Here is a 22,473-nt window from a genome sequence, read left to right on the forward strand (position 1 = left end):
GAAGTGGGGCGGCAAACTAACGCTTGAAATGAGAAAAAATTGTCAAATAAATGCAGTGAAGAAGTTTGTCTGTGGTTTATAGTGATGGTTCTTTCATGCCGCAAGGATGCGCACGAGGCGCTAATGATAATCGCCCCTGATAACTAAATAAGGAGCCCATGAATGCCCTTCAGAACATTGACCTACGATGTCTTTCACCTGGGCTTGTACATGGCCACTGCATTGGCCTGGACCAGCCTGTGCGTCATGGTTTTGCTTTGCGCGCGCAGGCGTCGCTTTGCTACTGTGCCGGGCAGTTGCCTGGGCGTGGCTGGGCTGGGCGTGCTGGTCTGCCTGGGAATCCTGTTGGCAGATGTACTGCGCCTGATCGATCACCGGGCGGTGTTATTCAGTCTGTTGGTTTTTGGGGTTATTGCACCGGGGCTTGCGGCTGCTGGTTTGTATCTGCGTCTGAATCTGCGGCGCGCGAGTATCGGTTGAATTCGCTTGTAGGAAAGCGCCTTAGTTGATGTAAGAGATTTCCGAAGTTTGACTTGCTTATAAAAGTTGCGCCCATGTAAGGCGCAACTTTGTATTCGTGCAGATCAGAAGTGCGCTTTGACCAGGAAGCTGGCCGTGTTCTGATCGGTATCAAAGGCATCGCTGTCCTTAATGCCGTATTTGTTCTTCCAGTAGTCGTATTCGAAACCGACATACAACTGCTTCTCGCCCCAGTTCAGCGCCTTGCCCAGGTCGTATTTGACCTGCGGGTTGAAGTGCAGGTTGGCGTGGTAGGTACCACGGCGGCTGGTGGCATCGTTGTCGACGACCCAGTCCATGAAACCATCGATGAGGATGTCGGACTTGCCCACGGGAATGGTGTAGGACCATACCGGGGTGATCTGCCAGACGTTGTCACCGGCGCGGCTGCCTTCGGTGTGGCGCTGGTAGAAGTTCAGCTGGAAGTAATCAAAGCCCGGGATGTCCAGGTCGAAACCCGGGCCGATCAGGTAGGACTCGGTGTCACCTTCGCCAAACTCGTAGGTCATGGCCAGCAGCACGTCCTTGACCGGGCCGAAGGCCAGCTTCTGGTCGAAGATCTTGCCGAACGACAGGCGCGGGCTGATCTCGCCGTAGTAGGTGTTGGGGCCGTTGTTGAAGTCCTTGTCGCCTTTGTAGAAGATCTTGTCGACGAAGATGAAGTTGTCGCCGTACTTCCAGGCATCGGCGTGCTCGAAGGTCACGGTCTGCTGGATCGACGGGTTGACGGCGAAGTTCTTGCCCCACAGGTAGGTCAGGCTGTTGTTCTGCCATTGCAGCAGGTCACCGGCGCTGGCGCCGGTGCTGGCCGCCAGCAGGCCGCTGGCGAGGATCAGGCTGTTGGTAATACGCATCGCGTAGTTGCTCCCTTGATTGATTCTGTGTCGGTGCTCTGGTGTGGCACCTTTTGGGTAATTACTTGTCTTCTGAGTCAGTTTTTTTCGATTGGCCACAGCTGTTTGGCAAGAGCTGGGCCAACTTTTTGGGGCTGGCTCAACAATCCTGCTCGACGTCAGACTGAACAGATGAAAAGGGTATTGCTGGATGGCGTGACGCTTGCCAACCGCCCGAATTCATTGACTGAGCGGTCAGCAAACGCAGACAGGATCCGTCCTGCCCTGAGCGAGGGGGCGCGCAGATTACTGGCTTGCGCGCCGGTCCTCAAGTGCTCCGTCCTGGAGCAGGTGTGGCAAAAACTGTGCGTTTGGTCAGCTTTTAGAAGTGAACCTTAACCAGGGCGCTGGTAACGCTCTGGTTGGTGTCGAGCTTCCCACTGTTCTCGATACCGTATTTGTCTTTCCAGTAGCTGTATTCGATACCTACGTACAACTGCTTGGCGCCCAGGTTCAGGGCCTTGCCCAGGTCGTATTTGACCTGCGGGTTGAACTGCAGGTTGGCGTGGTAGGTGCCGCGCCGGGTTTGATCGTTGTCCACCACCCAGTCCATGTAGCCATCGATCAGCACGTCGGACTTGCCCACGGGGATGGTGTAGGAAAAGGTTGGGGTAATCTGCCAGACACGATCACCTGGGCGGCTGCCTTCGGTGTTGCGCTGCATGATGTTGAGGGTGAAGTAGTTGAAGCCGGGAATCGCCAGGTCAAAGCCGGGGCCGATCAGGTAGGCCTCGTTGTCGCCTTCGCCCGACTCGTAGGTCATGGCGATCAGTACGTCCTTGATCGGACCGAACTCGAATTTGCGATCGAAGATCTTGCCTAGCGACAGCCGCGGGCTGAACTCACCGTAGTAGGTGTTGCTGCCTTTGTTGCGGTCGGTACCGCCGTTGTAGAAGATCTTGTCGATGAACAGGAAAGTGTCGCCGTACTTCCACTTGTTGGCGTGTTCGAAGGTCAGCGTCTGCTGGATCGCCGGGTTGACCTGGAAGTCCTTGCCGTAGAGGTAGGTGAGGCTGTTGGTGTGCCAGAGCAGCAAGTCCCCTGCGGCGGCTGGCAAGGTGGCCAGCAGACTGCTACCCAGCAGGAGGGAAGTGGTGATGCCTTTCATGTTGTGATTCCCGGCTTTGTTATTGTTGGTTTTCGGTTTTTTGGCGCGAAGCGCCCCGGCCGACCCGCTCCCACGGGTCGACGGCCTTGCATGTTGCTCGGGTGACGCCGGGCGGCAAGCGCCGCCCAAAGGCTCAGTGCTGGTGGGCGGTATCGTTGTGGGCGGCGCGCTCGGCGCCACCGAGGATGTTGAACAGCAGGTTGAGGATCAACGCGCTGACGGTGGCCATGGCAATGCCGCTATGGGTGATCGGTTCCATCCACTGCGGCATCTGTGCAAAGAATTCGGGGCGCACCACCGGGATCAGGCCCATGCCGACGCTGACGGCCACCAGCAACTGGTTACGACGGTCGGCGATGTCGGCTTCCTGGAGGATCTTGATGCCGGTAGCGGCGACCATGCCGAACATGGCAATCGAGGCGCCGCCGAGTACTGCTGGCGGAATCGAGGCAATCAGGAACGCCGCTTTTGGCAGCAGGCTGAGCAGGATCAGAAAACCTCCGGCAACTACCGTAACGTAGCGGCAACGCACGCCGGTCATCTGCACCAGGCCGATGTTCTGGGCGAACGAGGAGTGGGTGAAGGTGTTGAAAAAGCCGGCCACGAACGATGCGCCGGCATCGCACATCAGGCCGCGGCGCAGCATGCCCGGGGTGACTTCACGGTCGGTGACCTTGCCCAGGGCGAGGAACATGCCGGTGGACTCGACAAAGATGATCACCACCACCAGGCACATCGACAGGATCGGCGCCAGGCTGAAGGTCGGCATGCCGAAGTGCAGCGGGGTGACGACCTGGACCCAGGGCGCTTCGCTCAGGCCGGTGAGGTCGACCATGCCGATGGAGCCGGCAATGATGTAGCCCAGGCCCATGCCGATCAGCACCGAGACATTGACCCAGAAGCCACGCATGAAGCGGTTGATCAGCAGGATGGTGGCCAGCACCAGGCCGGCGACGATCAGGTACACGGGGGAGCCGAAGGGTGCGGCATCGGCGCCGCCGCCGGCCCAGTTGACGGCAACCGGGAACAGCGACAGGCCGATCGAGGTGATGACCGTGCCGGTCACCAGGGGCGGGAAGAAGCGCACCACCTTGGACATGAACGGCGCGATGATCATGCCGAAGAAGCCGGCGGCGATGGTCGCGCCGAAAATCCCCTGCAGGCCGACGCCGGGCATGCCGGCCATGGCCACCATGCTGCCGACCGCGGCAAAGCTTGCGCCCATCATCACCGGCATGCGGATGCCGACAGCACCAATGCCGAACGACTGGACGATGGTGGCGACACCAGCGACCAGCAGGTCGGCATTGATCAGGAAAGCGACTTCTTCACGAGAAAGTCCGGCGGCTTGACCGATGATCAGCGGCACGGCAATCGCGCCTCCGTACATCAGCAACACATGCTGCAGACCCACCAGGAACAGTTGGAACAGGGGCAGTGGCTGTCGTGGGGGCGCAACAGGGATGTACGCCTTGCGTGACTCGGACATGCAACACCTCGGTTTTGTTTTTATTCTTGGAGCTGCAAGCTTCAAGCGCCAAGCTTCAAGAAGAAGCAGGAGGTCGCGCTTGGCTTGCAGCTTTTTTTTGCTTGCCGCTTACAGCTGGCAGCTTGCGGCTGCCTTAGTTGGTCGGTGCTCCCTTGGCGACCCAGGCGCCAATCAGTTCACGTTCCTGCTGGGTCATCTGCGTGATGTTGCCCAGGGGCATGATCTGCGTGGCTACCGCTTGCGCCTGGATGCGCGCGGCCTGTTGCTGGATCTGCTGCGGGGTATCGAGCATCACCCCGGCAGGGGCGGCGCTGAACAGCGGGCTGGTCGGCTTGGCCGAATGGCACACCGCGCAGCGTTCCTGGATGACGCTGTGGATCTTGTCGAAACCGGCATCGTCGAGCTTGGCGGTGGCCTCGGCCGGGGCAGCAGCAGGGGCGGCTGGCTGGGCAGGGGCGGCAGCTTGTTCGGCGGCTTTCTCGGCAGCGGTCTTGCCACCCAGGGCGGTTTCCGGCAGCGGCTGGTACTCAACCTTGGCGGCGGCCTGCTGTGGCGCAGTCGGCATCGGCGCAGGGCCGGTAACGTAAGCCAGGCAGATCATCGCCAGGGCGCCGACCGGCAGGGTCCAGGCGTACTTGTTGCTGTCATGACGGGTGTTGAAGTAGTGACGCACCAACACCGCAGCCACCGCGATACCGCCCAGGATCAACCAGTTGTACTGGCTGCCATAGGTGCTCGGGAAGTGGTTGCTGATCATGATGAACAGCACCGGCAGGGTGAAGTAGTTGTTGTGTCGCGAACGCAGCAGGCCCTTGGCTGGCAGCAGCGGGTCGGGGGTCTGGTTGGCTTCGATGGCGGCCACCAGCTGACGCTGGGCCGGCATGATGATGCGGAACACGTTGCCGACCATGATGGTGCCGATGATCGCGCCGGTGTGCAGGTACGCGCCGCGGCCGCTGAACACCTGGCTGAAGCCGTAGCAGGCGGCAATGACCAGCACGAACAGGACCAGGCCGAGCAGGCCAGGGCGCTTGCCCAGTGGCGAGTCGCAGAGGAAGTCGTAGATGAACCAGCCGGCGATCAGCGAACCGACACCGATGGCAATCCCTTCACCACCGCTCAGGGTGCTGCCAGGGGCCAGCAGGTAGAGGGTCGGGTTCCAGTAGAACACCAGGCACAGCAGGGCGATACCCGACATCCAGGTGAAGTAGGCTTCCCATTTGAACCAGTGCAGGTTCTCCGGCATTTTTGGCGGAGCCAGCTTGTACTTCTCCAGGTGGTAGATCCCGCCACCGTGAATCGCCCAGAGATCGCCGGACAGACCGTCGCGCGGGTTGGCCCGGTTGAGGTTGTTTTCCAGCCAGACAAAGTAGAACGACGCGCCAATCCATGCCACGCCAGTGATCATGTGAACCCAACGCACGCTCAGGTTCAGCCATTCCAACAGATGTGCTTCCACAGTCTTTACCTCTACCCTGGCACCCTGTAGCCGGGCGCTCAGGTCTTCTCTTATTGGTGGGGGGCGAGGATCAATTGCTCATCCTCATTGAAAAAATGCTCATCGCAGTTGTTGCCAGTGCCACTGCGATCAACCACCAGGAAGTCATCCCGCTTTTCGATCGTCAGCACCGGGTGGTGCCAGACGCCGCGATGGTAATTGATGCCCTGCCTTCCATTACTGATGAAGGCACGGACCAGGCCTGATACAGGTGCATCGCCAACGGGCGCGACCACGATCAGAAAGGGGTTGCCGAGCAGCGGAATGAAAGCCTGGCTGCCCTGCGGATGGCGCTCCAGCATGCGTACGGTCAGGGGCATGTCCTGCGCATCGGCGCGGAAGATGCTGATGATCGCCTTGTCGTCGGGTTGTGCGGTTTCGACCGTGGCCAGACGATGGAAGCGCATGGTCGAGCCGTTGTTGATCATGAAGTGGTCGCTGCCGTCGGTTTCGATCACGTCACCGAAAGGGGCGAAGGCTTCTTTGCTCAGGGGCTCAATCACTAAAGTGCGCATGCGGATTCTCTTTATTCTGTGTTGTGGAGGGTGCCGTTGTGGCGCCGGTCAGGCCCTGGGTACGCTCGCGTCGCGCACTCGGGCCAGCCCGGCGGTCGACGCCCTTAAAGCTGCAGCAGGCGGAACAGGGCAATCAGGTTGATCTGCGCCAGCGCTTCCTTGAACTCGGCCTCGACCGAGTTGTGGATGCGCTTTTCAAAGGCGGCGAGGATCTGGTGCCGGTTACTGCCTTTGACCGCCATGATGAACGGGAACTTGAACTTTTCTTTGTAGGCATCGTTGAGCACGGTGAAGCGTTCGAACTCTTCGGCGGTGCACTGGTGGATACCGGCGCCGGCCTGTTCATTGGTGCTCGATTCGGTCAGTTCGCCCTGGATCGCGGCCTTGCCGGCGAGGTCCGGGTGAGCATTGATCAGCGCCAGCTGGGCGGCGTGGTCGGCGCTCAGGAGGATGTCGCTCATGCGCTGGTGCAGGGCTTCGATCTGGTCGGCTTCGTGCAACTGGCCGAGGTCGTAGGCCTTTTCGGCAACCCATGGCGAGTGTTCGTAGATGTCGGCGAAGGCTTCGACAAACGCTGTGCGATCCAGGGTCGAAGGCTTCAGGGTCTTGAATGCGGTCATTAGGCGTTCTCGGCTTGGAAAGGGTGGGTGGCATGCCAGTGACGGGCGATGTCCACGCGCCGGGCGAACCAGACCTGGTCATGGCTCTTGGCGTACTCGACGAAGCGCTTGAGCGCAGCCAGGCGCGCCGGGCGACCGATCAGGCGGCAGTGTAGGCCGATCGAGAGCATTTTCGGCGCCTCGGCGCCTTCTTCGTAGAGCACATCGAAGGCGTCCTTGAGGTACTGGAAGAACTGCTCGCCGCAATTGAAACCCTGTACCTGGGTGAAGCGCATGTCATTGGTGTCCAGGGTGTAGGGGATCACCAGGTGCGGCTTGTCGGTGGGGTTGTTGCGTTCCCAGTAAGGCAGGTCGTCGTCGTAGGTGTCGCTGTCGTAGAGGAAGCCGCCTTCCTCCATCACCAGGCGCCGGGTGTTCGGCCCGGTACGGCCGGTGTACCAGCCCAGCGGCCGTTCACCGGTGAGTTCGGTGAGGATGCGGATGGCTTCGAGCATGTGCTCGCGTTCCTGGGCCTCGTCCATGTTCTGGTAGTCGATCCAGCGGTAGCCGTGGCTGCAGATCTCGTGACCGGCTTCGACCATAGCGCGGATCACCTCCGGATGACGCTGGGCGGCCATGGCCACGGCGAAGACGGTCAGCGGTACGCCGGTGTCCTTGAACAGCTTGAGCAGGCGCCAGACGCCGGCACGGCTGCCGTACTCGTACAGCGATTCCATGCTCATGTTGCGCGCGCCCTGCAGCGGCTGGGCGGCGACCATTTCCGAGAGGAAGGCTTCGGACTCTTTGTCACCGTGAAGGATGTTGCGTTCGCCACCTTCTTCGTAGTTGAGCACGAAAGACAAAGCAATGCGGGCATTCCCCGGCCAGCGCGGATGAGGTGGGGTGTTGCCGTAACCGATCAGGTCGCGAGGGTAATCAGCGCTCACTGCAGTCTTCCTTCTTGTACGTGAATACGGAGGGCGTGGGCACCCGGGTAGGGTATCGGCCACGACGATGGAATGATTGTATACAACTTTGTTTGCGATTTGTAAGCCTGTTTTTTCGCTTTTCTTTGCCTTTTTGGCCACTCCCACCTCTATAAGGAGCCCTGCAAGAAACCTGCCTGATCGGTCAGCTAATGACGGAAGCGTCGGCTATTGGCGTGGTTTTGCGACTGATGGCCTATTTACAGGAGATGAGCGGCGTGCCAGGAAAGAATACCGAATTATTGTGTACAATTTCATAGAAAAATGTCTTAATAATCCGACAGCCGCACGTTGTCGGGCTTCCTGACGCTGGCGTGCGGGTATTTTTTGCCCACAGATAGAACAGAGGCGAGCAAGCAATGGGACGTTTGACCACGCATGTACTGGATGCCGCTCATGGCTGCCCTGGCAGCTCGATCAAGGTCGAGCTCTACCGGGTCGAAGGCCAGCAGCTGGAACTGGTGAACACTACCCTGACCAACAGCGATGGCCGTTGCGACGCACCGCTGCTGCAAGGCGATGATTACCGCAGCGGCGTTTACCAGCTGCAGTTCAGCGCCGGCGACTACTACCGTGCCCGCGGCGTACAACTGCCCGAGCCTGCTTTTCTTGACGTGGTGGTACTGCGTTTCGGCATCAGCGCCGAACAGGATCACTACCACGTGCCGCTGTTGATCTCGCCTTACAGTTACTCGACCTATCGTGGAAGCTAGTTGGTCGCTAGAAGAATCTTCGTAGGTCCCTTGCCCGCTCACACTGCGGGCTTTTTTTTACCTGTGATTTTTCTGCGGCCTCATCGCGGGTGTAGGAGCGGGCTTGACCCGCGATAGGTCCCTCACACACAACAAAAAGCCCCACCCGAAGGTGAGGCCCTTGTCTCGCAATCTTGTTTACAGGAACACGAACTTGGCAATGAAGATCGCCGTCAGCACCCACAGGCTGGCCGAGATCTCCTTGTAGCGTCCGGTCCCGGCCTTGAGCACCACATAGGTGATAAAGCCCAGGGCGATGCCGTCGGCGACCGAGAAGGTCAGCGGCATCATGATCGCGGTGACGATCGCCGGGATGCTGTCAGTGGCTTCATCCCAGTTGATGTGGGCCATGCTGCCCATCATCAGCATCGCCACATAGATCAGCGCGCCAGCCGTGGCGTAGGCAGGAATCATCCCGGCCAGCGGGGCGAAGAACATGGCGGCGATAAAGAACAGGCCGACTACCACCGCGGTCAGCCCGGTACGGCCGCCGGCGGCGACACCTGCCGCGCTCTCTACATAGCTGGTCACCGGCGGTACACCAACCACCGCGCCGAACACGCTCGAGGCGCTGTCTGCTTTAAGCGCCCGTGACAGGTTCTCGATGCGCCCGTCGGCATTTACCAGGCCGGCCCGCTGGGCCACGCCCATCAGGGTGCCGGCGGTGTCGAACATGTGCACGAAGAGGAAGGCAAACACCACCGCGATCATGCTGACGTTGAACACCCCGGCAACATCCATGGCCATCCAGGTCGGTGCCAGGCTCGGCGGCAGCGAGAACAAGCCGCCGTACTCGACCAGGCCCAGGCCCCAGCCGGCGAGGGTGACGCTGATGATGCTGATCAGGATCGCGCCGAACACCCGGTGGTAGCTGAGCACCGCGATCATCAGAAAGCAGATGGCTGCCAGCAGCGGGCCGGGCTCCTGCAGCGAGCCGAGCTTGATCAGGGTCGCCGGGCTGTCGACGACAATCCCTGCGGTTTTAAGACCGATCAGTCCGAGGAACAATCCGACGCCGGCACCCATGGCATGGCGCAGGCTGACCGGAATGCTGTTGAGCAGCCATTCGCGCACCCGCGACAAAGTCAGCAGCATGAACAGCACCCCTGAGACAAACACCGCGCCCAGCGCGGCTTCCCAGGTGTAGCCCATGGTCCCGACCACGGTGTAGGTAAAGAAGGCGTTCAGGCCCATGCCCGGTGCCAGGCCGACCGGCCAGTTGGCGTACAGGCCCATCAACAGGCAGCCGAGGGCGGCAGCGATGCAGGTGGCGACAAACGCCGCACCGTGATCGATGCCGGCATCGGCCATGATGTTGGGGTTGACGAAAATGATGTAGGCCATGGTGATGAAGGTGGTCAACCCGGCGATCATCTCGGTTTTGACGGTGGTGCCATGTAGCTTGAGTTTGAAAATCCGCTCCAGCCAGCTCGTTTCGAGCGGTGGGGCAAGATCCAGCGTAGGGGCGTCGGATTTGCGGCTTTCCACAGCGTGTACTCCTCAAGTCTTTTCTTGTTTTCCAGAACCAGTCCTGCGCACGCACTGGGGGGCTCTGTGAGGCGGATGGGATGGCAGGCCACCGGACCGTTTGTTGACTTCTGGGTCAGGAAGTTGCACGGATGGATTATGCGTTTGTATACAAGGAATGCAAATAATGTTTTCGTTGTTGTGGCCAGATAATTTGCAGGCGTAGCTATAAAGGCCATCGGCACCTGCAGAAATCCCTGCGGCTGTGTACAATGTGCCAATACCTTAATCGTTTAATTTTCTTACCAGGACTTGCCATCGCCCCTCTGGCTGGTATTACAGTCAGGGTCCGACTGGCGGATCTCCGTGCTCGAGTGCCCATGAACGAACAGCTGCAACCTCTCAAGAAACCAGTGCGTACCGGCAAGGCCGGTCGTAGCGGAACCCAGGACGATATCGTCTACGCGCACATTTTCGAGGCCATCCTCGAGCAGCGTCTGGCGCCGGGTACCAAGTTGAGCGAGGAAGCCCTGGGCGAGATCTTCGGCGTCAGCCGCACCATCATCCGTCGCGCGCTGTCGCGCCTGGCCCACGAAAGCGTGGTGCTGCTGCGGCCCAACCGCGGCGCGGTAGTGGCCAGCCCGACGGTCGAAGAGGCCCGCCAGGTGTTCTTCTCGCGGCGCATGGTAGAGCGCGCGATCACCGAGCTTGCGGTTGAGCACGCCACCGCCGAGCAACTCAACGAACTGCGCCAGATGGTCCGCGAAGAGCGCGACAGCTTCTCCCGTGGCGATCGCGGTGCCGGCATTCGCCTGTCTGGCGAGTTCCACCTGAAACTGGCGGAAGCGGCGGGCAACGCCCCGTTGATCAGCTTCCAGCGCAGCCTGGTGTCGCAAACCTCGCTGATCATCGCCCAGTACGAAAGCGGCAACCGCTCGCACTGCTCCTACGACGAGCACATGCAGCTGATCGACGCCATCGAGGCCCGTGACGTCAACCAGGCGGTGAGCCTGATGATGCACCACATGGACCACATCGACAGCAAGCTCAACCTCGACGAAGACAGCGCTTCGGATGACCTGCACGCGGTGTTCTCGCACCTGCTGCAAACCAAGAAGCGGGGTGGGGTTGCACCGCTCAAGGGTTGAAGGCCAGTAACATCAAATCGCGGGGCTTGCCCCGCGATGCGTTTCAGGCCACTGGCAGGTTATCCAGCCTCTGCTAGATTCTCACCTGATCCACCGCAAACCTTCATCAAGCAGTTGGGCTTGCGCGCTTTGCGTAGAACTTCAACTACTTGAGGACTGGTATATGTCGATGCCCCTGAGCAAACGCATGGGTGCTGAACTGATCGGTACGTTCTGGCTGGTGGTGGGTGGCTGCGGCAGTGCGGTGATCGCCGCCTCGTTCCCCATTGGTATCGGCCTGGTCGGAGTGGCCATGGCCTTCGGCCTGACCGTGCTGACCATGGCTTTCGCCATTGGCCATATTTCCGGATGCCACCTCAACCCCGCAGTGTCGGTCGGGCTGGTGGTGGGTGGGCGGTTTCCACTCAAAGACCTGCTGCCCTACGTCATCGCCCAGGTGATCGGGGCAATTCTCGGTGCGGCGGTGATCTACTTCATTGCCAGCGGCAAGGCCGGTTTCGAGTTGTCGGCGGGGCTGGCGTCCAACGGCTATGCCGAGCATTCCCCGGCGGCTACTCATTGGCGGCAGGCTTTGCCAGTGAAGTGGTGATGACCGCGATGTTCATCCTGATCATCATGGGCGCCACCGACAGCCGTGCCCCGGCAGGCTTTGCACCGATTGCCATCGGCCTTGCGCTGACCTTGATCCACCTGATCTCGATACCGGTCACCAATACCTCGGTGAACCCGGCGCGCAGCACGGGCCCGGCGATTTTCGTCGGTGGCTGGGCGTTGCAGCAGCTGTGGCTGTTCTGGGTGGCGCCGCTGATCGGGGCGGTGATCGGCGGCGCGCTGTACAAGGGGCTGTTCCGCGAGCCTTAGCGCTGATGCACGCAGCGCCCGGCAGCGAAGGTCTGCTTGACGGTGCGGTCATCGCCCAGGGTCATCAGCACGAACAGCGTCTCGTCGATGCTGTTCGACTGCTGGATGCGGTAGTCCATCAACGCCGTGGCCTTGTAGTCGAGGACCACGAAGTCGGCATCGTTGCCCGGCTGCAGGCTGCCGATACGGTCATCCAGGCTCAGCGCCCGGGCGCCGCCCAGGGTTGCCAGGTACAGTGACTTGAACGGGCTCAGGCGCGCGCCCTGCAACTGCATGACCTTGTAGGCTTCGTTCAGGGTATTGAGCAGCGAGAAGCTGGTGCCGGCGCCGACGTCGGTGCCCAGGCCGACCTTGACCTTGAACTTCTCGGCCTGCGGCAGGTTGAACAGGCCGCTGCCGAGGAACAGGTTGGAAGTCGGGCAGAAGGCCACGGCCGAGCCGGTTTCGGCCAGGCGCTGACATTCGTCGTCGCACAGGTGTACGCCGTGGGCGAACACCGAGCGCTGGCCGAGCAGCTTGTAGTGATCGTAGACGTCGAGGTAGCCCTTGCGCTCCGGGAACAGCGCCTTGACCCAGTCGATCTCCTTGAGGTTCTCGCTCAGGTGGGTGTGCATGTACAGGTCGGGGTATTCGCCCAGCAGCTGGCCGGCCAGGGCCAGTTGCTCCGGGGTGCTGGTCGGCGCAAAACGCGGGGTCACTGCGTAGTGCAGGCGGCCCTTGCCATGCCAGCGCTCGATCAGCGCCTTGCTTTCTACATAACCGGATTCGGCGGTGTCGGTCAGGTAGTCCGGGGCGTTGCGGTCCATCATCACCTTGCCGGCGATCATCCGCAGGTCCAGGCGCTCGGCTTCTTCGAAGAAGGCATTAACCGATTCCGGGTGCACGCTGCCGAACACCAGGGCGGTGGTGGTGCCGTTGCGCAGCAGTTCCTCGACGAAGATTTTCGCGACTTTGTCGGCATGCGCCTTGTCGGCGAACTGCTTTTCGCAGGGGAAGGTGTAGGTGTTGAGCCAGTCCAGTAGCTGCTCGCCGTAGGAACCGATCATGCCGGTCTGCGGGAAATGGATATGGGTGTCGATAAAGCCCGGGGTGATCAAGGCGTCCTGATGGTGCTCGACCTCGATGTCGGCGGCCAGGCTCGGCAGCAGGTCGCGGGCATGGCCGACAGCGCTGATCTTGCCGTTGTCGATCACCAGCAGGCCGTCTTCGAAATACTGATAGGAGGCTTCGACGCCTACTTCAGCAGGGTCGGCGATGCTGTGCAGGATGGCGGCACGGTAGGCTTTGCGGGTTGCGCTCATAGGGCTCTCGTCATATGGCTTGGCTGCGCCGTGAGGGCGGCAGCAATTGGGCAATGGGGCCGGCATTGGCAGCGTTGTTGTGCTGGCCAAAGCTTGCGTTGTAGGTGGCAATGATTTCTGCGGCAATCGACACGGCGATCTCGATCGGCAGCTTGCCCTTGACCTCGGCGATGCCCATCGGGCAACGCATGCGCTGCAGGCGCTCCTCGGCAAAGCCGCGCTCGCGCAGGCGATGCTCGAACTTGACGCGTTTGGTCTTCGAGCCGATCAGGCCGAACCAGGTGAAATCATTGCGCTTGAGGATCGCCGCGGTCAGTTCCAGATCCAGTTGATGGTTATGGGTCATGACGATGCAGTAGCTGCCAGCGGGCAGCTCATCGACTTCATCCACCGGCTCTTCACTGACGATCTTGCTGACCCCGGCGGGAATGCTCTCGGGGAATTCCTGCTCGCGCGAATCGATCCAGCGCACCTTGCAGGGCAGGGCGGCGAGCAAGGGTACCAGAGCGCGGCCGACATGGCCTGCGCCGAAGACGGCAATCTGCGCCTGAACCTGGCCCATCGGCTCAAACAGCAGCACGGTGGCACCGCCGCAGCACTGGCCGAGGCTGGCGCCGAGGCTGAAGCGCTCCAGGTGCGGCGCTTCGCGGCGCTCGGCGAGCATTTGCCGGGCGATATGCATGGACTTGTATTCCAGGTGGCCACCGCCGATGGTGTCAAACAACTGCTCGGCGCTGACGACCATCTTCGAGCCGGCGTTGCGCGGCGTCGAGCCGCGCTCTTCGATGATGGTCACCAGTACGCAGGGCTCGCCGCGGGACTGCAGGTCGGACAGGGCGTTGATCCAGGTGTGCATGTTCAGTTACCTATGTGGTGCCTGTTCTGGCCTCATCGCGGGTCAAGCCCGCTCCCACAGTAGTCCACTGTGGGAGCGGGCTTGACCCGCGATTGGCGCCCTACGGAGCGACTGTCTCAACCTCGGCAGCAGGCTGCTGCGCCGCCAGCGCCTTGCGCATCTGCTCGCAGCCCCAGAGCACCCGCTCCGGTGTCGCTGGCGCATCGATCAGCGGATGCACGCGGTAATCGCCAAGGCTGGCCACGGCGTCCTTGATCGCGCACCAGGCGGCAATGCCGAGCATGAACGGCGGCTCGCCCACGGCCTTGGAATGGAACACCGTGTCTTCCGGGTTTTTGCGGTTTTCCACCAGTTTCACCCGCAAATCCACCGGCATATCCGCTACCGCCGGGATCTTGTAGCTGGCCGGGCCGTTGGTCATCAGCTTGCCCTTGGCGTTCCACACCAGCTCTTCGGTGGTCAGCCAGCCCATGCCCTGGATGAAACCACCCTCGACCTGGCCGATGTCGATGGCCGGGTTCAGCGAGGCGCCGACGTCGTGCAGGATGTCGGTGCGCAGCATCTTGTACTCGCCGGTCAGGGTGTCGACGATCACCTCGGCGCAGGCTGCGCCGAAGGCGAAGTAGTAGAACGGCCGGCCGCGGGCCTGGCTGCGGTCGTAATAGATCTTCGGGGTCTTGTAGAAACCGGTGCTCGACAGCGACACCTGGGCGAAATAGGCCTGTTGTACCAGCGCTTCGAAACTGAGGATTTCATCGCGCACGCGCACATGGCCGTTACGGAACTCGACGTCCTCTTCACTGACCTTGTACTGGCGTGCGGCAAATTCGGTCAGGCGCTGCTTGAGGATCTCGGCGGCATTCTGCGCTGCCTTGCCGTTCAGGTCGGCGCCGCTGGAAGCTGCGGTCGGCGAGGTGTTGGGCACCTTGTCGGTGTTGGTCGCGGTGATCTGGATACGCTGGAAGTCCACCTGGAACACTTCGGCTACCACCTGCGCGACCTTGGTGTTCAGGCCCTGGCCCATCTCGGTGCCACCGTGGTTCAGGTGAATGCTGCCATCGGTGTAAATATGCACCAGGGCGCCGGCCTGGTTGAGGAAGCTGGCGGTGAACGAGATGCCGAATTTTACCGGGGTCAGCGCCAGGCCTTTTTTCAGGATCGGGCTGTTGGCGTTGAAGCGGCGGATCGATTCGCGGCGCTCGGCGTAGTCACTGCTGGCTTCGAGCTCGGCAGTGATCTCTTCGAGCATGTTGTGCTCGACGGTCTGGTAGTAGTGGGTGACGTTGCGCTCGGTCTTGCCGTAGTAGTTGGCCTTGCGCACCGCCAGCGGGTCGAGGGCCAGGTGGCGGGCGATATGGTCCATCACCTCCTCGATGGCGACCATGCCTTGCGGGCCGCCGAAGCCACGGTAGGCAGTGTTGGAGGCGGTGTTGGTCTTGCAGCGGTGGCCGTGGATGGTGGCATCGCCGAGGTAATAGGCGTTGTCGGCGTGGAACATCGCACGGTCGACGATAGAGGCCGAGAGGTCCGGCGAGCAACCGCAGTTGCCGGCCAGGTCGAAATTGATGCCATGCAGGCGGCCGTTGTCATCGAAGCCGACGTCGTACTCGATATAGAACGGGTGGCGTTTGCCGGTCATCAGCATGTCCTCGACCCGCGGCAGGCGCATCTTGGTCGGCTGGCCGGTGAGGTGGGCGATGACCGCGCACAGGCAGGCGGGGCTTGCCGCCTGGGTTTCCTTGCCGCCGAAACCGCCGCCCATGCGGCGCATGTCGACGACGATGTTGTTCATCGGCACGTCGAGCACTTCGGCCACCAGCTTCTGCACTTCGGTGGGGTTCTGGGTCGAGCAGTAGACGATCATCCCGCCGTCTTCGGTAGGCATTACCGAGGAGATTTGGGTTTCCAGGTAAAAGTGCTCCTGGCCGCCGATGTGCAGGCTGCCCTGCAGGCGGTGCGGGGCGCTGGCCAGGGCGCTGACCGAATCGCCGCGTTGGTGGGTGTGGCTGTCGAGCACGAAGTGCTTCTTGCGCAGCGCCTCGACCACGTCCAGCACCGGCTCCAGGTCTTCGTACTCGATGATCGCGGCCATCGCCGCGCGGCGCGCGGTATCCAGGTCACGGGCAGCGACGGCAACCACTGGCTGGCCGACGAATTCGACGGTGTCGATCGCCAGCAGCGGGTCGCCGGGCAGCAGCGGGCCGATGTCCTTGAGACCCGGCACATCTTCATGGGTGATGGCGATGCGCACGCCCTCGAAGGCGTAGCAGGGGCTGGTGTCGATGCTCAGCACCCGGGCGTGGGCGCGGTCGGACAGGCGCGCATACACATGCAACTGGTTGGGAAATTCCAGACGGTCATCGATATACACCGCTTCGCCCGACACATGTTTGTCGGCACTGTCGTGCTTGAGGCTGCGGCCGACCCCGGTGGTCAGGTCCTGGCTGAACAGTTCTGCCATTTCGGCCTGGCTTTTGGCGACGTGATGGTTAGACATAAGCGGTCACCCGAGTTTCGATGTGCGGCGTTTGCAGTTCGATGAAGTACTTGCGCAGCAGGTTCTGCGCGCTGAGCAGGCGGTATTCCTTGCTCGCCCGGAAATCCGAGAGCGGCGTGAAGTCTTCGGCCAGGGCCTGGCAGGCGCGCTCGACGCTGGCCTGGTTCCAGGCCTTGCCGACCAGCGCCGCTTCGCAGGCGCGGGCGCGCTTGGGAATCGCCGCCATGCCGCCGAAGGCGATGCGCGCTGCGCCGACAACACCGTTCTCGATACGCAGGTTGAATGCCGCGCAGACTGCCGAGATGTCATCGTCCAGGCGCTTGGACACCTTGTAGGCGCGGAACGCCCAGTCGGCGCGGGCCCGTGGCACGATGATCTTCTCGATGAACTCGCTTTCCTGGCGCGCAGTGATGCGGTAGTCGATGAAGTAGTCTTCCAGGGCCAGGGTGCGGGTGTTGTCACCTTTGCGCAGGACGATCTGCGCATCCAGGGCAATCAGCAGGGGTGGCGAGTCGCCGATCGGCGAGGCGTTGCCGATGTTGCCGCCCAGGGTGCCCTGGTTGCGGATCTGCAGCGAGGCGAAGCGGTGCAGCAGTTCGCCAAAATCCGGGTATTCGCGGCTCAGGGCGTCGTAGCAGTCGGTCAATGGCGTGGCCGCGCCGATTTCCAGGTGTTCGGCTTGAGTGTCGATGCGCTTGAGTTCGGCGACGTTGCCGACATAGATCATCACCGGCAGGGTCTTGTGGAACTGCGTAACTTCCAGCGCCAGGTCGGTGCCGCCGGCCAGCAAGCGGGCTTCGGGGTGCGAACCGTACAGCTCGGCCAGGTCGGCCACGGTCAGCGGCACCAGGCAGCGCTTGTCGCCGCTGTTGAGCTCGCCGGTTTCGCTTGGGGCGATGGCTTTGAGGCGGGCGATGGTCTGCGCTTGGCCGCTGTCGAACTGATCCGGCTGGGCCTGGCAGCACGATTGCTCGGCGGCGGCGAGGATCGGCCGGTAGCCGGTGCAGCGGCAGAGGTTGCCGGCCAGGGCTTCCTGGGCCTTGTGCAGATCGGGTGCGTCGCTGTTCTTTTGCAGGGCGAACAACGACATGACAAAGCCCGGAGTACAGAAGCCGCATTGCGAGCCGTGGCAATCGGCCATGGCCTGTTGCACGCTGTGCAGCTTGCCCTGGTGCTTGAGCCCTTCGACGCTGATCAGCTGTTTGCCGTGCAGCGAGGAGACAAAAGTCAGGCACGAGTTGAGGCTGCGGTAGCGAATGTGCTCGCCGCCGTCCTCGCCCTCGGCCAGCTCGCCGACCACCACGGTGCAGGCGCCACAATCGCCGCTGGCGCAGCCTTCCTTGGTACCGGACTTGCCCAGGTGTTCGCGAAGGTACTCGAGCACGGTCAGGTTGGGGTCCAGGGCATGCTCACTGCGCAGCTCCTGGTTAAGTAGAAACTGGATCACGGGAAGGCCTCACAAGCGACTTATTGTTGTTGAGCGGACTGTAAGCAGACTTGATTTTCAGGTCAACAATTTTCTGACCTTTGGGTCAGGAAATTTCTCGTGGCGCTTCCGCCCTTTCACAGGTGCTCTGTTATGAGCATAGTTGGCCCTGCGTGATCCGAATCTTTTGCGCCAATCGTGCCAACTTCTGCTGCATGGCCACTGCGCGGCGCGGGGGCAAGTGCGCTACAATTCGGCGCTTGTGCACAGTTCAATGATTTTGAAGGAAAACCATGACGTTCAAGGCGCCGGACAGCCTCTCCGAGCAAATTGCCCATTATCTGGCCGAGCGGATCATCCGCGGCGAGCTCAAGCCCGCCGAGCGGATCCAGGAGCAGAAGGTCACCCAGGCATTGAATGTCAGCCGTGGCTCGGTGCGCGAGGCGCTGTTGATCCTCGAACGCCGCCACCTGGTGACCATCCTGCCGCGCCGTGGCGCCCATGTGACCGAGCTCAATGAGCACAATGTGCGCAGCCTGTGCACGCTGATGGGCGAGCTGTACAACCTGCTCGGCAACGCCGTGGCCCTTAACTGGCGCAACGATGGCGATTTGCATCCGTTCCTCAAGATCCAGCAGCGCCTGACCGGCGCGTTCGAGCGCCAGGACATCCGCGCCTTCGTCGATGAAAGCTTCGCGGTGATGCGCGCCGCCTATCCGTTTGCCAACAATCCGTACCTGCAGGAAACCGTCGAGAACCTGCAGCCGGCCATGAGTCGTACCTATTACCTGGCGCTGGACCAGCGCAAGGCCAACATGAACGACTTCCTGGTGTTGTTCGCCAACCTGCTCGAAGCCGTGGTGGCCCGAGACCAGGTGCGTATCCGCACGGTATTGGCCGAGTACTGCCAGCGCAGCTGCGAGCTGGTGCTGGCGGCGCTGGCGACTGCCTGAGCATGCGCTTAAAGTGCATTCGCCTGGCCGGGTTCAAGTCGTTCGTCGACCCGACCACGGTCAACTTCCCCAGCAACATGGCGGCGGTGGTCGGGCCCAATGGCTGCGGCAAGTCCAACATCATCGACGCGGTGCGCTGGGTGATGGGCGAAAGCTCGGCGAAAAACCTGCGTGGCGAGTCGATGACCGACGTCATCTTCAATGGCTCGACCAGCCGCAAGCCAGTGAGCCAGGCCAGCATCGAACTGGTCTTCGACAACTCCGACAGTACCCTGGTCGGTGAGTACGCGGCGTATGCGGAAATCTCCATTCGCCGCAAGGTGACCCGCGACGGGCAGAACACCTACTACCTCAATGGCGCCAAATGCCGGCGCCGGGACATTACCGATATCTTCCTCGGCACCGGCCTGGGCCCGCGCAGCTATTCGATCATCGAGCAGGGGATGATCTCCAAGCTGATCGAAGCCAAGCCCGAGGACCTGCGCAATTTCATCGAAGAAGCGGCGGGCATCTCCAAGTACAAGGAGCGCCGGCGCGAGACCGAGAACCGCATCCGCCGTACCCACGAGAACCTCGAACGCCTGACCGACCTGCGCGAAGAGCTCGAGCGCCAGCTCGAACGTCTGCATCGCCAAGCCCAGGCGGCCGAAAAGTACAAGGAATACAAGGCCGAGGAACGCCAGCTCAAGGCGCAACTGGCAGCCCTGCGCTGGCAGGCCCTGAACGATCAGGTCGGCCAGCGCGAAGCGGTGATTGGCGATCAGGAAGTGGCCTTCGAAGCGCTGGTGGCCGAGCAGCGCAATGCCGATGCCAGCATCGAGCGCCTGCGTGATGGCCATCACGAGCTGTCTGAGCGCTTCAACCTGGTGCAGGGGCGTTTCTATTCGGTTGGCGGCGATATCGCCCGGGTCGAGCAGAGCATCCAGCACGGCCAGCAGCGCTTGCGCCAGTTGCAGGACGACTTCAAGGAAGCCGAGCGCGCGCGCCTTGAAACCGAGTCGCACCTGGGCCACGACCGCACCCTGCTCGCCACCCTGGGCGAAGAGCTGCAGATGCTCGAACCCGAGCAGGAGCTGACCCTGGCCGCCGCCGAAGAGGCCGCCGCCACCCTGGAAGACGCCGAAACCACCATGCACGGCTGGCAGGAGCAGTGGGACAGCTTCAACACCCGCTCGGCCGAACCGCGGCGCCAGGCCGAAGTGCAGCAGGCGCGCATCCAGCAGCTGGAAACCAGTCTCGAGCGCTTGGCCGAGCGCCAGCGCAAGCTTGGCGAAGAGCGCGACCAGCTCAGCGCCGATCCGGAAGACGCCGCGATTCTCGAACTGGGCGAGCAGGTGGCCAGCAGTGAATTGCTGCTCGAAGAACTACAGCTCGAAGAGCTGCAGGTCGTCGAGCAGCTAGAAACCCTGCGCGAACAACTGCAGCAGGCGGTGCAGGCCCAGCAGCAAGCCCAGGGCGAATTGCAGCGCCTGGGCGGCCGCCTGGCTTCGCTCGAAGCCTTGCAGCAGGCGGCGCTCGACCCCGGCACCGGCACCGCGCAATGGCTGCGCGAGCAGGGCCTGGAGCAGCGTCCGCGCCTGGCTGAAGGCCTGCGCGTCGAGCCGGGTTGGGAGCTGGCGGTGGAAACCGTGCTCGGCGCCGACCTGCAGGCGGTAGTGGTCGAAGACTTCAATGGCCTGGACCTCAGTGCCTTCGATCAGGGCGAATTGCGCCTGCTCGCCAGCCGTGGCGAAGGCGTGCGTATTCCCGGCAGCCTGCTCGACAAGGTCGAGGGGCGCATCGATCTGGCGCCCTGGCTCGGCCAGGTCAAACCGGTGGAGAGCCTCGATCAGGCCCTGGCCTTGCGCGCTCAGCTGGCAGACGGGCAAAGCCTGATCAGCCGTGACGGCTACTGGGTTGGCCGGCACTTTTTGCGTGTCAGCCGCGCCAGCGACGCCCAGGGTGGCGTACTCGCCCGTGGCCAGGAACTGGAGCGCCTGGGCCAAGAGCTGCAAGAGCATGAAGCGGCGCTGGAGCTACTGGAAACCAGATTGCAGGAACTGCGCGAGCAGCAGCAAGAACTGGAAGAGCGCCGCGAGCAGTTGCGTCGCAGCGCCCAGGACCAAGCGCGCCAGCAAAGCGAACTCAACGCCAGGCTCTCGGCCGGCAAGGCCCGCGCCGAGCAGTTGAGCCTGCGCCGCCGGCGCCTGGAAGAAGAGCTTGCCGAGCTGCTTGAACAACGCAGCATCGAGCACGAAAACCTCGGTGAGTCGCGCCTGCAGCTGCAGGAAGCCCTCGACCTGATGGCCCAGGACACCGAACAGCGCGAACTGTTGCTGGCCCAACGCGACAGCCTGCGCGAGCGCCTCGACCGGGTGCGCCAGGAAGCCCGCCAGCACAAGGACCACGGCCACCAGCTGGCCGTGCGCCTGGGGTCGCTGCGCGCCCAGCACGATTCCACCCGCCAGGCCCTGGAGCGGCTGGAGCTGCAGTCCGAGCGCCTGAGCGAAAAACGCGAACAGCTGACCCTGAACCTGGAGGAGGGCGAGGCACCGCTCGAAGAGCTGCGCCTCAAGCTTGAAGAGCTGCTGGAAAAACGCATGAGCGTCGACGACGAGATGCGTCAGGCGCGCCTGCACATGGACGAAGCCGACCGCGAGCTGCGTGATGCCGAAAAGCGCCGCACCCAGGCCGAACAGCAATCGCAACTGTTGCGTGGCCAGCTCGAGCAGCACCGCCTGGAGTGGCAAGGGCTGAGCGTGCGGCGCAAGACCTTGCAGGAGCAACTGCTCGCCGACGGTTACGACCTCGACGGGGTGTTGGCGACCCTGGGCGAGCAGGCCAGCGAGCAGGAAGCCGAACAGGAGCTCGAACGCATCGATGCGCGTATCCAGCGCCTGGGTGCGATCAACCTGGCGGCCATCGACGAGTACCAGCAGCAGTCCGAACGCAAGCGCTACCTGGATGCCCAGGACGCCGATCTGGTCGAAGCCCTGGACACCCTCGAGAACGTCATTCGCAAGATCGACAAGGAAACCCGCAACCGCTTCAAAGATACCTTTGATCAGATAAATGCCGGATTACAGGCACTTTTCCCAAAAGTTTTCGGTGGCGGCAGCGCTTACCTGGAACTGACGGGCGAAGATCTACTCGATACAGGGGTGACGATCATGGCGCGGCCACCGGGCAAGAAGAACAGCACCATCCACCTGCTCTCGGGCGGTGAGAAAGCGCTGACCGCCCTGGCCCTGGTATTTGCCATTTTCAAGTTGAACCCGGCACCGTTCTGCATGCTCGATGAAGTCGATGCGCCACTGGACGATGCCAACGTCGGGCGTTACGCCCGGCTGGTGAAAGAGATGAGCCAGACGGTGCAGTTCATCTACATCACCCACAACAAGATTGCCATGGAGATGGCTGATCAACTGATGGGCGTGACCATGCATGAACCGGGGTGTTCACGGCTGGTGGCGGTGGATGTGGAGGAGGCGATGGCCATGGTCGACGCCTGATTTGAAGCAATAACGCGTGAACCTGCGGTAAATGGCCCTGTCAGTTGCGACAGACGGTGTAAAGTTATCTTTGGTCGTGCTAGCTTAATGTCACTTATTTTTTTGCGTGGGTAA

17 protein-coding genes and 1 pseudogene are annotated in these 22,473 nt (G+C 61.9%); 6 read left to right on the forward strand and 12 right to left on the reverse strand.

The features are described from left to right. The first annotated feature begins 162 nt into the window (after positions 1–162). Positions 163–480, forward strand: coding sequence for a hypothetical protein (locus tag LOY54_RS08185; protein WP_213602029.1), 318 nt, complete (start codon positions 163–165; stop codon positions 478–480). Positions 481–584: 104 nt separating this feature from the next. Here the strand turns inward: LOY54_RS08185 and LOY54_RS08190 are convergent, their stop codons facing one another. The 7 genes from LOY54_RS08190 to puuE all read right to left on the reverse strand — a co-directional run bounded on the left by LOY54_RS08190 (position 585) and on the right by puuE (position 7,568). Next, positions 585–1,373: an outer membrane protein OmpK gene (locus tag LOY54_RS08190; protein WP_258610120.1), complete on the reverse strand. Its 789-nt coding sequence runs from the start codon at positions 1,371–1,373 to the stop codon at positions 585–587. A 361-nt stretch (positions 1,374–1,734) separates the two neighbouring features. Beyond that, positions 1,735–2,520 carry an outer membrane protein OmpK gene (locus LOY54_RS08195; RefSeq protein ID WP_045200416.1) on the reverse strand — a complete coding sequence of 262 codons (786 nt, stop codon included), beginning with the start codon at positions 2,518–2,520 and terminating at the stop codon, positions 1,735–1,737. Positions 2,521–2,653: 133 nt separating this feature from the next. Beyond that, on the reverse strand, positions 2,654–4,009 hold the full coding sequence (locus tag LOY54_RS08200) for a nucleobase:cation symporter-2 family protein (protein WP_045200418.1): 1,356 nt from the start codon (positions 4,007–4,009) through the stop codon (positions 2,654–2,656). 133 nt (positions 4,010–4,142) lie between these two features. Further along, entirely contained in the window at positions 4,143–5,468 is a 1,326-nt protein-coding gene (locus LOY54_RS08205; protein ID WP_045200420.1) for a urate hydroxylase PuuD, read from the reverse strand. A gap of 50 nt (positions 5,469–5,518) precedes the next feature. Then, positions 5,519–6,022, reverse strand: a complete 504-nt coding sequence (locus LOY54_RS08210; RefSeq protein ID WP_045200421.1) for an ureidoglycolate lyase — start codon at positions 6,020–6,022, stop codon at positions 5,519–5,521. 104 nt (positions 6,023–6,126) lie between these two features. After that, positions 6,127–6,642: a 2-oxo-4-hydroxy-4-carboxy-5-ureidoimidazoline decarboxylase gene (uraD, locus tag LOY54_RS08215; protein WP_123568128.1), complete on the reverse strand. Its 516-nt coding sequence runs from the start codon at positions 6,640–6,642 to the stop codon at positions 6,127–6,129. Continuing rightward, positions 6,642–7,568, reverse strand: a complete 927-nt coding sequence (puuE, locus tag LOY54_RS08220; protein WP_258610121.1) for an allantoinase PuuE — start codon at positions 7,566–7,568, stop codon at positions 6,642–6,644. The genes uraD and puuE overlap by 1 nt, the downstream gene beginning before the upstream one ends. Before the next feature lie 398 nt (positions 7,569–7,966). Between puuE and uraH the strand changes: the two genes are divergently transcribed. Continuing rightward, on the forward strand, positions 7,967–8,320 hold the full coding sequence (uraH, locus tag LOY54_RS08225; protein WP_010225132.1) for a hydroxyisourate hydrolase: 354 nt from the start codon (positions 7,967–7,969) through the stop codon (positions 8,318–8,320). 177 nt (positions 8,321–8,497) lie between these two features. Here the strand turns inward: uraH and LOY54_RS08230 are convergent, their stop codons facing one another. Next, positions 8,498–9,847 carry an NCS2 family permease gene (locus LOY54_RS08230; RefSeq protein ID WP_408980564.1) on the reverse strand — a complete coding sequence of 450 codons (1,350 nt, stop codon included), beginning with the start codon at positions 9,845–9,847 and terminating at the stop codon, positions 8,498–8,500. A gap of 359 nt (positions 9,848–10,206) precedes the next feature. Here LOY54_RS08230 and LOY54_RS08235 point away from each other — a divergent pair, with 359 nt between their 5' ends. Beyond that, positions 10,207–10,974, forward strand: a complete 768-nt coding sequence (locus LOY54_RS08235) for a GntR family transcriptional regulator (RefSeq protein WP_036994364.1) — start codon at positions 10,207–10,209, stop codon at positions 10,972–10,974. Positions 10,975–11,143: 169 nt separating this feature from the next. Then, positions 11,144–11,835, forward strand: a pseudogene (gene aqpZ / locus LOY54_RS08240) (aquaporin Z). Here aqpZ and guaD read toward each other — a convergent pair. The 4 genes from guaD to xdhA form a co-directional block, all read right to left on the reverse strand. Continuing rightward, the gene (gene guaD / locus LOY54_RS08245) at positions 11,832–13,136 is read right to left on the reverse strand and encodes a guanine deaminase (protein ID WP_045200430.1); all 1,305 of its coding nucleotides are present in this window, start codon (positions 13,134–13,136) and stop codon (positions 11,832–11,834) included. The pseudogene aqpZ and the gene guaD overlap by 4 nt on opposite strands. A 10-nt stretch (positions 13,137–13,146) precedes the next feature. After that, the gene (xdhC, locus tag LOY54_RS08250; RefSeq protein ID WP_258610122.1) at positions 13,147–13,992 is read right to left on the reverse strand and encodes a xanthine dehydrogenase accessory protein XdhC; all 846 of its coding nucleotides are present in this window, start codon (positions 13,990–13,992) and stop codon (positions 13,147–13,149) included. A 100-nt stretch (positions 13,993–14,092) separates the two neighbouring features. Continuing rightward, complete coding sequence (gene xdhB, locus LOY54_RS08255; RefSeq protein ID WP_195883397.1) at positions 14,093–16,489, reverse strand: xanthine dehydrogenase molybdopterin binding subunit; 2,397 nt, start codon at positions 16,487–16,489, stop codon at positions 14,093–14,095. After that, a complete protein-coding gene (xdhA, locus tag LOY54_RS08260; protein WP_093385476.1) occupies positions 16,482–17,936 on the reverse strand; it encodes a xanthine dehydrogenase small subunit in 1,455 nt (484 codons plus the stop codon). The genes xdhB and xdhA overlap by 8 nt, the downstream gene beginning before the upstream one ends. Positions 17,937–18,208: 272 nt before the next feature. On the opposite strand from xdhA, the gene LOY54_RS08265 reads away from it, so the two are divergent. Together LOY54_RS08265 and smc are read left to right on the forward strand one after the other, a co-directional pair. After that, a complete protein-coding gene (locus tag LOY54_RS08265; RefSeq protein ID WP_045200438.1) occupies positions 18,209–18,868 on the forward strand; it encodes a GntR family transcriptional regulator in 660 nt (219 codons plus the stop codon). Positions 18,869–18,870: 2 nt separating this feature from the next. Further along, positions 18,871–22,359, forward strand: coding sequence for a chromosome segregation protein SMC (gene smc, locus LOY54_RS08270; RefSeq protein WP_258610123.1), 3,489 nt, complete (start codon positions 18,871–18,873; stop codon positions 22,357–22,359). Positions 22,360–22,473 lie beyond the last annotated feature (114 nt).

Origin of the sequence: Pseudomonas sp. B21-032 (genome assembly GCF_024748965.1) — a bacterium.
Classification (GTDB): Bacteria; Pseudomonadota; Gammaproteobacteria; order Pseudomonadales; family Pseudomonadaceae; genus Aquipseudomonas.

What these genes read in the sequence shown, in the direction of transcription:
- guaD (WP_045200430.1), bottom strand. Translation starts at nt 13,136, where the DNA reads ATGAGCGCAACCCGCAAAGCCTACCGTGCCGCCATCCTGCACAGCATC.
- LOY54_RS08210 (WP_045200421.1), bottom strand. Translation starts at nt 6,022, where the DNA reads ATGCGCACTTTAGTGATTGAGCCCCTGAGCAAAGAAGCCTTCGCCCCT.
- uraD (WP_123568128.1), bottom strand. Translation starts at nt 6,642, where the DNA reads ATGACCGCATTCAAGACCCTGAAGCCTTCGACCCTGGATCGCACAGCG.
- uraH (WP_010225132.1), top strand. Translation starts at nt 7,967, where the DNA reads ATGGGACGTTTGACCACGCATGTACTGGATGCCGCTCATGGCTGCCCT.
- LOY54_RS08195 (WP_045200416.1), bottom strand. Translation starts at nt 2,520, where the DNA reads ATGAAAGGCATCACCACTTCCCTCCTGCTGGGTAGCAGTCTGCTGGCC.
- xdhB (WP_195883397.1), bottom strand. Translation starts at nt 16,489, where the DNA reads ATGTCTAACCATCACGTCGCCAAAAGCCAGGCCGAAATGGCAGAACTG.
- smc (WP_258610123.1), top strand. Translation starts at nt 18,871, where the DNA reads ATGCGCTTAAAGTGCATTCGCCTGGCCGGGTTCAAGTCGTTCGTCGAC.
- LOY54_RS08235 (WP_036994364.1), top strand. Translation starts at nt 10,207, where the DNA reads ATGAACGAACAGCTGCAACCTCTCAAGAAACCAGTGCGTACCGGCAAG.
- LOY54_RS08185 (WP_213602029.1), top strand. Translation starts at nt 163, where the DNA reads ATGCCCTTCAGAACATTGACCTACGATGTCTTTCACCTGGGCTTGTAC.
- LOY54_RS08200 (WP_045200418.1), bottom strand. Translation starts at nt 4,009, where the DNA reads ATGTCCGAGTCACGCAAGGCGTACATCCCTGTTGCGCCCCCACGACAG.
- xdhC (WP_258610122.1), bottom strand. Translation starts at nt 13,992, where the DNA reads ATGCACACCTGGATCAACGCCCTGTCCGACCTGCAGTCCCGCGGCGAG.
- LOY54_RS08265 (WP_045200438.1), top strand. Translation starts at nt 18,209, where the DNA reads ATGACGTTCAAGGCGCCGGACAGCCTCTCCGAGCAAATTGCCCATTAT.
- LOY54_RS08190 (WP_258610120.1), bottom strand. Translation starts at nt 1,373, where the DNA reads ATGCGTATTACCAACAGCCTGATCCTCGCCAGCGGCCTGCTGGCGGCC.